Source organism: Paenibacillus sp. OK076 (assembly GCF_900110055.1).
In the GTDB taxonomy this organism is placed as follows: Bacteria; Bacillota; Bacilli; order Paenibacillales; family Paenibacillaceae; genus Paenibacillus.
In genome coordinates, this window is record NZ_FOCH01000020.1 from 1 (window position 1) to 1041 (window position 1041).

Sequence of the window (1041 nt, forward strand, 5' to 3'; positions counted from 1 at the left end):
TGTAGAGGCATACCAGGGGAACTGAAACATCTAAGTACCCTGAGGAAGAGAAAACAATAGTGATTCCGTCAGTAGCGGCGAGCGAACGCGGAGAAGCCCAAACCAGAGAGCTTGCTCTTTGGGGTTGTGGGACATCTCACATGGAGTTACAAAGGAGCCGGTTAAACGAAGAGGTCTGGAAAGGCCCGCCAAAGAAGGTAAAAGCCCTGTAGTTGAAAGCCTGCTCTCTCCGAGATGTATCCCGAGTAGTGCGGGGCACGTGAAACCCCGTATGAATCCGGCAGGACCATCTGCCAAGGCTAAATACTTCCTAGCGACCGATAGTGAAGCAGTACCGTGAGGGAAAGGTGAAAAGCACCCCGGAAGGGGAGTGAAATAGAACCTGAAACCGTGTGCTTACAAAAAGTCAGAGCCCGTTTTAGGGGTGATGGCGTGCCTTTTGTAGAATGAACCGGCGAGTTACGTTCCCGTGCAAGGTTAAGGTGAAGAGCCGGAGCCGCAGCGAAAGCGAGTCTGAATAGGGCGACATAGTACGTGGACGTAGACCCGAAACCGGGTGATCTACCCCTGTCCAGGGTGAAGGTGCGGTAACACGCACTGGAGGCCCGAACCCACGCACGTTGAAAAGTGCGGGGATGAGGTGGGGGTAGCGGAGAAATTCCAATCGAACTCGGAGATAGCTGGTTCTCCCCGAAATAGCTTTAGGGCTAGCCTCGGAAAACAGAGTCGTGGAGGTAGAGCACTGATTGGGTGCGGGGCCCGCAAGGGTTACCAAGCTCAGTCAAACTCCGAATGCCATAGACTTACTTCCGGGAGTCAGACAGTGAGTGCTAAGATCCATTGTCAAAAGGGAAACAGCCCAGACCATCAGCTAAGGTCCCCAAGTGTGTGTTAAGTGGGAAAGGATGTGGAGTTGCACAGACAACCAGGATGTTGGCTTAGAAGCAGCCACCATTGAAAGAGTGCGTAATAGCTCACTGGTCGAGTGACTCTGCGCCGAAAATGTAACGGGGCTAAACACACCACCGAAGCTATGGCTTG

General features: G+C 53.0%; 1 rRNA gene. It reads left to right on the top strand.

What is annotated here, in order from left to right:
• Positions 1-1041: ribosomal RNA gene (locus BMY78_RS32450) — 23S ribosomal RNA — on the top strand; the annotation flags it as partial.